The sequence below is a fragment of the Desulfocurvus sp. genome (genome assembly GCF_023230885.1).
GTDB lineage: Bacteria > Desulfobacterota > Desulfovibrionia > Desulfovibrionales > Desulfovibrionaceae > Desulfocurvus.
The window spans coordinates 1-8,883 of record NZ_JALNWM010000140.1; the positions used below are offsets into that span (position 1 = coordinate 1).

General features: G+C 57.8%; 7 protein-coding genes and 1 pseudogene. 5 read left to right on the top strand and 3 right to left on the bottom strand.

Annotated features, from left to right (window positions below; genetic code table 11):
• Positions 1-469 precede the first annotated feature (469 nt).
• Genes M0P34_RS10625 through M0P34_RS10645 form a run of 5 tightly spaced genes read left to right on the top strand, consistent with a single transcriptional unit; the run spans position 470 to position 5,144 of the window.
• Positions 470-1,123 carry a succinate dehydrogenase/fumarate reductase cytochrome b subunit gene (locus M0P34_RS10625; RefSeq protein ID WP_291498893.1) on the top strand — a complete coding sequence of 218 codons (654 nt, stop codon included), beginning with the start codon at positions 470-472 and terminating at the stop codon, positions 1,121-1,123.
• Between the two features lie 12 nt (positions 1,124-1,135).
• Positions 1,136-2,986: a fumarate reductase flavoprotein subunit gene (locus tag M0P34_RS10630; protein ID WP_291498894.1), complete on the top strand. Its 1,851-nt coding sequence runs from the start codon at positions 1,136-1,138 to the stop codon at positions 2,984-2,986.
• Between the two features lie 2 nt (positions 2,987-2,988).
• A complete protein-coding gene (locus M0P34_RS10635; protein ID WP_291498895.1) occupies positions 2,989-3,732 on the top strand; it encodes a fumarate reductase iron-sulfur subunit in 744 nt (247 codons plus the stop codon).
• A gap of 18 nt (positions 3,733-3,750) precedes the next feature.
• Positions 3,751-4,587 carry a fumarate hydratase gene (locus M0P34_RS10640; protein WP_291498896.1) on the top strand — a complete coding sequence of 279 codons (837 nt, stop codon included), beginning with the start codon at positions 3,751-3,753 and terminating at the stop codon, positions 4,585-4,587.
• Positions 4,587-5,144, top strand: coding sequence for a Fe-S-containing hydro-lyase (locus M0P34_RS10645; protein WP_291498897.1), 558 nt, complete (start codon positions 4,587-4,589; stop codon positions 5,142-5,144). Before M0P34_RS10640 ends, M0P34_RS10645 begins: the two co-directional genes overlap by 1 nt.
• Positions 5,145-5,298: 154 nt before the next feature.
• Here the strand turns inward: M0P34_RS10645 and M0P34_RS10650 are convergent, their stop codons facing one another.
• The 3 genes and pseudogenes from M0P34_RS10650 to M0P34_RS10660 form a co-directional block, all read right to left on the bottom strand.
• Positions 5,299-7,608 (bottom strand): DEAD/DEAH box helicase, encoded by a 2,310-nt coding sequence (locus M0P34_RS10650; protein WP_291498898.1) that lies wholly within the window; start codon positions 7,606-7,608, stop codon positions 5,299-5,301.
• Positions 7,601-8,305, bottom strand: coding sequence for a hypothetical protein (locus M0P34_RS10655; RefSeq protein WP_291498899.1), 705 nt, complete (start codon positions 8,303-8,305; stop codon positions 7,601-7,603). Before M0P34_RS10655 ends, M0P34_RS10650 begins: the two co-directional genes overlap by 8 nt.
• A 152-nt stretch (positions 8,306-8,457) precedes the next feature.
• Positions 8,458-8,823, bottom strand: a pseudogene (locus M0P34_RS10660) (integrase core domain-containing protein); the annotation flags it as partial.
• Between the last annotated feature and the right edge of the window lie 60 nt (positions 8,824-8,883).

Here is an 8,883-nt window from a genome sequence, read left to right on the forward strand (position 1 = left end):
CCTTGCGCCACGCCCCCCGCCCTGCGCCACGCTTCCCTGGCCTGCGCCACGCCCCCCGGCCCCTGCGCCACGCCCCCCCCGCCTTGGGGCCATGCCGCCCCCATCCCCCTTCGGGCGGCTGCTTGCGCCCTGCTCCCCGCGTTGCCCGCGCGGTCTCCGGCCCGACGGTTTGGCCCGCTCCCTTGCGCCCCGCCGTCTCTTCCGTTCCGGCGGCCGCGCCCCTTCTTCGCGTGGCGCCGGGGGTTTTGAGGCGTGCGCTCCCCTGCGCGATGCGTCGATATTCCCTCGACAATTGACAATCGGTCGTTCGCGGGTCAAGAATCAGGAGCTTTTGTCCCGCGCTGGAGCCCGTGGTTCCTGGAGGGTGCGGGGCAGGGGCCTTCGGGCGACCGCCGCGCGCGGAGACGGGCGGCCCCGGGGTTGCTGGTTGGCTGGCTGTATCCCGTTTCCCTATCCCTGGAGGAAGACAATGGCGGTTGTCGATTCGACCCTGCATGTGCCCAGGCCGTCGATGCTCTCGGCGTACCTGGACTGGTTGCAGATGCTCACCGGCGCTGGGCTGGTGCTGTTCATGTGGTGCCACATGATCCTGGTGTCCAGCGTCATCCTCGGCCCCGGCGTCATGAACGCCCTGGCCGGGTTTTTCGAGGCCACATACATGGCCCAGGTGGGCGGGCCGCTCATCGGCTGCGCCTTCCTCGTGCATTTCGTCCTCGCGGCGCGCAAGGTGCCCTTCCGCCTGGACGAGCAGCGCACCATCTGGGCCCACGCCAAGACCCTGCGCCACCGCGACACCTGGCTGTGGCTGGTGCAGGCCGGCAGCGCCATGATCATCCTCATCATGGGCTCCATCCATATGTGGGTGGTGCTCACCGACCTGCCCATCTCGGCGGCCAAGAGCGCCGCGCGCGTGGCCGACGGCTGGTGGCTGGCCTTCTACCTCGTGCTGCTGCCCCTGGTGGAGCTGCATGTGGGCATCGGCTTCTACCGCATCGGGGTCAAGTGGGGGTTCATCAAGCGTTCGCGCCGCGCGAAGATGAAGCGCGTGGAGAACATCCTGACCCTGGCGTTCATCGGCATCGGGCTGCTGACCCTGATCCGCTTCCTGCTTCTGGCCTACTGACAAGGAGACACCATGCAGACTTTCGTGACGGACCTGCTGTGCATCGGTGCGGGCCTGGCGGGGGAGCGCGTGGCCATCGAGGCCGCGGGAGCCGGGTTCGACGCCATCTGCCTGTCCATCGTCCCCGCGCGGCGTTCGCATTCCTCCGCCGCCCAGGGCGGGATGCAGGCGGCCCTGGGCAACAGCGTCATGGGCGAGGGCGACAGCCCCGACGTGCATTTCATGGATACGGTCAAAGGCTCCGACTGGGGCTGCGACCAGGAGGTGGCGCGCATCTTCTGCGACAACGCGCCCATCGCCATGCGCCAGATGGCCCACTGGGGCGTGCCCTGGAACCGCGTCGTGGCGGGCAAGAGCTTCTACTACAAGGGCGGCGAGCGCTTCGAGAAGTACGAGAAGCCCGAAAAGGAGGGGCTGATCACCGCCCGCGCCTTCGGCGGCACGGCCAAATGGCGCACCTGCTACACCTCCGACGGCACCGGGCACACCGTGCTCTACACCATGGACAACCGCGCCGCCCAGCTCGGCGTGGCCGTCCACGACAAGACGGAGATGGTCAGCCTGATCCACGACGGCGGGCGCTGCATGGGCGCCGTGGCCCGCTGCCTGAAGACGGGCGAGCTGCGCGTGTACCTGGCCAAGGCCACGGTCATCGCCGCGGGCGGCTTCGGGCGCGTCTACCGCGAGTCCACCAACGCCGTGATCTGCGACGGCGGCGCCCACGCGGCGGTGCTCGACACCGGCGTGGTGCCCCTGGGCAACATGGAGGCCGTGCAGTTCCACCCCACGGGCATCGTGCCCACCTACATCCTGGTCACCGAGGGCTGCCGCGGCGACGGCGGCACTCTGCTGGACGTGAACCAGGAGCGCTTCATGCACATCTACGAGCCCGACAAGGCCGAGCTGGCCTCGCGCGATGTGGTCTCGCGCTGGATGATGCACCACATCCGCCAGGGCAAGGGCGTGCAGAGCCCCTACGGCCAGCACCTGTGGCTGGACATCCGCCACCTGGGCGAGGAGCATATCCGCGTCAAGCTGCGCGAGGTGGACGAGATCTGCCAGAATTTCCTGGGCGTGGATCCCGTGCACAGCCTGATCCCCGTCAAGCCCGTGCAGCACTACTCCATGGGCGGCGTGCGCACCGACAAGGACGGCGCGGCCTACGGGCTGGCGGGCCTGTTCAGCGCGGGCGAGGCCGCCTGCTGGGATATGCACGGCTTCAACCGCCTGGGCGGCAACTCCCTGGCCGAAACCGTGGTCGCGGGCGGGGTCATCGGCTCCAAGATCGTCGAATACCTCAAGGGCGCCAGCGCGCAGTATTCCACCGCCGTGGTCGCCGACCGCGTGGCGCGCGACCAGGAGCGCATCCGCCGCCTGACCGCGGGCGCCGACGGCGACGAGGACGTGTACAAGGTCCGCGCCGCCATGCAGGACGCCCTGCAGGACGGGGTGCATATCTTCCGCAACCAGGGCGGCCTGGAGCGCGCCGTGGCCACCCTCCAGGAGGTCCACGCCCGCGCCAGGCGCATCGGCCTGAAGTCCGATGGCGTGGGCGCCAACCCCGAGCTGGCCCTGGCCCTCAAGCTGCCCGGGCAGGTGCGCCTGGCGCTGTGCGTGGCCTATGGCGCGCTCATGCGCACCGAGTCGCGCGGGTCCCACGCCCGCGAGGACTTCCCCGAGCGCAACGACCGCGACTGGCTGACCCGCACCCTGGCCACCTGGAAGAATCCGGGCGACGACCTGCCGACCCTGGACTACGAACCGGCCACCCGGACCTTCGAGATCCCCCCGGGCGAGCGCGGCTACGGCGGCGGCAAGATCATCCCCATGGACGGCGCAGCCCAGCCCGGCAAGGAGAACTAGTCATGGACCGCACCCTGAAGTTCAACATCTTCCGCTACAATCCCGTGGCCCAGGGCAGCGCGCCGCGCATGGAAACCTTCGTGCTGCCCGAAATCCCCTCCATGACCCTGTTCATCGCCCTGAACCAGATCCGCGAGGAGCAGGACCCCTCGCTCCAGTTCGACTTCTGCTGCCGCGCGGGCATCTGCGGGGCCTGCGGCATGCTCATCAACGGCCGCCCGGGCCTGGCCTGCAAGACCAAGACCAGGGACCTGCCGGACGAAATCACCCTGCTGCCGCTGCCGGTGTTCAAGCTCGTGGGCGACCTGTCCGTGGACACGGGCTCCTGGTTCCGCGAGATGTACGCCCGCGTGGGCTCGTGGATTCACAGCGACAAGGAGTTCGACCCCCAGGCCGAAGAGGAGCGCATGGACAACGCCCTGGCCAACGAGATTTACGAGCTGGAGCGCTGCGTGGAGTGCGGCTGCTGCGTGGCGGGCTGCGGCACGGCGCGCATGCGCAGGGACTTCCTGGGCGCGGTGGCCCTGAACCGCATCGCGCGCTTCGCCCTGGACCCGCGCGACCAGCGCACCGACCGCGACTACTTCGAGATCATCGGCGATGACAACGGCATCTTCGGCTGCATGGGCCTGCTCGGCTGCGAGGATGTCTGCCCCAAGGAACTGCCCCTGCAAGACCAGCTCGGCTTTTTGCGCCGCAAGATGGGCCTGACGGCCATCCGGCGCTTTTTGCCCGGCGCGAAGTAGCACAGGAGACGAGAGACAATGCGCACCATCAAGGCGGCGGACATCGTGCCCAAGGTGGCCGATATGGTCCGCCACGCCAGCATCCACCTGCCCGCCGACGTGAAGCGGGCCTTCAAGGACCGCATGGCCGCCGAGGACAGCCCGGCGGCCAGGGAGATCTTCCGCCAGCTGCTGGAGAACTCCGACATGGCCGAGGCCACCGGCCTGCCCCTGTGCCAGGACTGCGGCCTGGCCGTGTTCTTCGTGGACGTGGGCGAGGACGTGGTCGTCCAGGGCAGCCTGAAGGACGCAGTGACCCGGGGCATGGTCCTGGGCTACCAGGAGGGCTTCCTGCGCAAGTCGTCCTGCGACCCCATGACCCGCGCCAACACCGGCGACAACACCCCGGCCATCATCCACTTCGACTTCGTGCCCGGCGACCGCATCCGCATCGCCTTCATGGCCAAGGGCGGCGGCAGCGAGAACATGTCCCGCGTGACCATGCTCTCCCCGGCCCAGGGCTGGGAGGGCATCCGCCGTTTCGTGGTCGAGCGCGTGGCCGAGGCCGGGCCCAACCCCTGCCCGCCCATCATGCTCGGCGTGGGCGTCGGCGGCACCTTCGAGCGCGCGCCCATCCTGGCCAAGCGCGCGCTGCTGCGCCACCTGGACGAAAGGCACCCCGATCCCAAGATAGCCGCCCTGGAAGACGAGCTGCTGGACGCCGTGAACCGGCTGGGCATCGGCCCCATGGGCCTGGGCGGGCAGACCACCTGCCTGGGCGTGAAGATCGAAATGGCCCCCTGCCACCTGGCCAGCCTGCCCCTGGCCGTCAACGTGCAGTGCCACTCCATCCGCCACGAGGAGGTTGTCGTCTGATGCCCGAATACAAGCTGCGCACCCCGCTGACCGACGCGGACGTGGCGCCCCTGCGCGCGGGCGACGTGGTGTTCATCACCGGCACCATCTACACCGCGCGCGACGCCGCCCACAAGCGGCTCATGGCGCTCATCGACGAGGGCCAGCCGCTGCCCTTCGAGCTGGCGGGCTCCATCGTCTACTACGTCGGCCCCAGCCCCGCGCCCCCCGGGCGGCCCATCGGCGCCGCCGGGCCGACCACCAGCTACCGCATGGACACCTACGCCCCGCGCCTGCACGCCCTGGGGCAAAAGGCCTCCATCGGCAAGGGCAAACGCAGCGACGCCGTGAAAGCGGCCCTTCGGGAGCACACCGCCGTCTACTTCGGCGCCACCGGCGGCGCGGGCGCGCTGCTCTCCAAATGCATCACCGCCGCCCGCATCATCGCCTTCGACGACCTCGGCCCCGAAGCCATCCGCGAACTCACCGTGGAGGACTTCCCGGTCCTGGTCATCAACGACAGCGTCGGCGGTGAACTCTACGCCGTGCCGGACAGGAAGGCGGCGGGGTTGGAGTAGGGGGGGAAGGAAGGAGAATCGAAGCCGGAGGCGGAGGCGTGAAATCGTGCCTCTGCCTCCGGTGATTCGGTGGACAGCTCGGGGTTTGGCGGGATTTTATATTTTATTCCCGAATGAAGATGCTCCAGTTACAAGCAAACTGCCTTCTTAATTGCTACAGATATCGTTCTATCATCTCTAGCTTATCAGAAGAGAGCGTTTCAACGGAAGGATTGAAATAAATTTGAGAACTATCGACATGCACAACATGTTCCTTTAACCATTCTATTTCTTCAAAGCCAAACCCGTAGCGAAGAAGCCATATCTCTAGTTCATCATTAGTTCCGTAACGAATAAAATTCGACATAGCTCTTGCCCTTATATCACCAGTCCTTTCAAAGTATAAATTAAAAGTTGCGCACATTGGGTCCGTTATTGAAAGAGAGATTGTTTTGTCAATGTAATCGTATGTGTCGTATACCACTGTATCGAAATCTAAATCATTGATAGATATCCCGGCAAAAGATGAGCTTTTTCTGAGTTTACTATCAGGCAAAGGAGATGGGCTCGGACTCCATTTAACCAGTGTATTGTCTAGAGTTTTGCCCGCTTCTACCAATGAGATTTTACCTTGCCGTGTCTGTCTAACTAATTCTCTCCTCAAATCCCTTTGCGAAAGGTATGAGTACCTTAAAGACACAATTTCACTAAATGAGCGACCCTGAATAAGCCAGAGAAGAATTGGTATTGCAGCACTTAGCACTGCGGCCTCTGCCGAGCTTAATGTACTTCTCCTAAGGTGCTGGATATATATATTCTTAAAAGAATCTTTTATTTTACCCTGCGTGCTTTTCCCTAGCTTGTAATAGTCATCCCCCTTAATAGGCTTTAAATCAACAAGCAAGTTATCAAGTATCAACTCGATATCGCGATCTACGTCAGACTCCTCAATTCTTTCAATTTGAGATTCTGTCAAATGATGCTCATCATCAAAAGAGTCTTCTTTTATTGCCTCAATGATATCTGCCAAGTCTTCATCTACACTCGTGATATCCATGTCTAAATCAGATTTGTTGCTGATTTTATAGCTTAATTTAAACCTTTCAGAAAATGTTTTTACATTACGCTTGTTGAGTATAGTGTATCCATAATCAAAATAATTTTTGCGTGTTGTAGACCTGCCCGCTCTTCCAATTAAATTTTTTAAAGTTAATTCATCCATATTTGTAAAATTATCAATCCACACCACGTCAAAAGGCATATTTATGCCCTGGTTTAGCGTAGCCGTCGCAAAACAAATCTTAGCATAATTTCCCTTTATGAATTCTTCTATGATGAGTCGTGCCCTAAGTGGCATTGAGCCATGATGAACTACAACGCCTCGTTCCATCATAGATATCATTTTTGAATGGCGATATTTGTTTTTTTGCTTAGCACCTATAAAATCTTTCAGCTTATCTATCAACTTAATTGCATTTTCGTCTTCAATCTTAGGGCACATCTCAACATACTTCCCAAATCGCAATAAATGCTCACCCCTATATATAACAGTCTTTGATATATATACCAGTAGAGTGCCACCCGCTAAGAGCGCTTCTTCAGCCACATCGCGTCCATACGGAACAGGTTCACATTCTATGTTTGGCGAAAATAAGTAAAATGTATTCTTGCTATTGAATAAAAATATCTTGCCAACTGTTTGCTGGTTGTATGATGAGTGCTTAGCTTGGATTGTGAACCCATGCTTTTCTAGCTGTGCTTCAGGATTTTCAACAAAAGGATGGGCGAAAACTTTCTTGGCTACCGGGAAAACCTTGTCTATCCTCCGGACAAAGGAGTCAAATTTCAACCCCCTCACTTTATCCTCTGATATTTGGGCTTCATCCATGAGAAATAACTCAATGTTGAAGTCATCCTTTCCTTTGAAAATTTCAACTCCTCGCTCAGGAGTAAGAATAAATATCCGTCTTTTAGTTTTTGCAGTGTTTATATTATCAACAAACTGCAGAACTAAAACCTCCTTGCCTACCAAACGTAAAATTTCGTTCATGTATTCTGATATCAATGCCCGTGAGGGGACAATTATTACTATGTCACCTGTTGCATCATGTATCAATTCTCTAAATAAATAAGATTTTCCAGCGCTTGTTGGCGCTGAAAACGAAACGTACTTATTATTTTTAATTGACGAATAAACGCCAGCTTGCACTGGTGTAAATGATTTACCTGTTTCAAGTTTGATCGAATCAGAGAAAATAGAATAAACAGCCTCGATAATATCGCTGGGGCGGTCTATCTTATAAAACAGCCCCATTGAAGTCACTATCCTCTTCTCAAACCGTTGAAACACATCAGAATGGAATTTTTTATAGTATGCTAATTGCTCTAATGTCTTGGGGTTGACTGGCCCTTCAGAGTGTAGCTCCATCAAGATACCCTGAAGGGCAGCCTCTATGTTTGTATCATTAATGAGTTCGTTAATCATGTATTTCTACCCCAATCATAAACAGCTCAGGATTATCCAGTAGGCTCATAAAGTGCTTTGATTTTATGCAATTCCCAAGCGCGGCCTGCGGGTTTTCCGAGTTCAATGAAAAGGCCGCAACATAAGACTTGTGACCTCTCTCGCAATTTATGCAAGCAGGCCTTGACAGAAAAGGCCTAAGCGTAACAAGCTCTGCATCGTCTTTACCCAATCTTATAAATCTATTGATCTGCTCCAATGCTATTCCATACGTTGTTTTTGACCCGCTATATTTAGCTTCGCCAAACGCAACATTATTTATGGTAGTCTCTGTATGAAAATCGAAACCGGGATTTCCTTTAACTTTTTCTTTGATAAGTTCAGCAAGAGGCAGCTTGATGTGATTGCAAGACACAACAAGTGCATTTTGTGCTGCCATCGATATTATATATTCACCAAAATCAGTTGTCACATCATCTTCATATTTCCCAAACACATTACTTGTGAGCTCTTCGATTGTTCGCCTTGATGTTGCTTCAAAGGCTCTTTTTTCGATAGCATCCAGCTTATTCATCCAACTTGTGTCTGATATTTCAGAAATCATCACTTGTGCTAATTCAGCAATATTCCTTACTACAATATGTGCTATGTAGACGCTGCATTCAGTCTCCAGACCGAAGCTGGACATGTCCACTCTATTTGCGGTGACGATTTCCATAACGATATGTCCAAACTTAAAAGTTATCTTCCTTGCCCTAGGTGTATCAGCTTTCCGACATGAATTCTATACGTTTAAAATCCTAAAATAATGCAATAAAGGTGTACAGAAATAGTATTCACCTGATACTGCCGCCCCTGGCGGGGTGATTTCTAGGCGGCCTTTGTGACCGCCTTTTCCTTGCCCTTTTCCGGCTTGGGCAGGCCATCCAGGAAGGCCTGGTTCGGGGTTCTGCCGTTCATGTCTCGGCCCTGGTGGGTCCGTGCATGGTTGTAGAGGCGCAGGTATTCGTCCAGATCGGCCTGCATCTCTTCCAGGGATTCGTACCTCTTCTGACGGCCTTTGATGCGGAAATGCTCGTCCAGCAGCGTTCTGTGCAGCCGCTCCACGAAGCCGTTGCTCTGCGGCCTGCGCACCTTGGTCGTGTGGTGCTCGATGCCTTCCAGTTGCAGGAACAGCTCGTACGGATGCCGATCCGGCCTGCCGTAGAGTTCTCGCCCATTGTCCGAGAGCACCGTCCCGTTCCCGCCCCATCACCCCGCCAGGGCCCAGGCGATGGCCAGGGTGGTGAGGGTGAC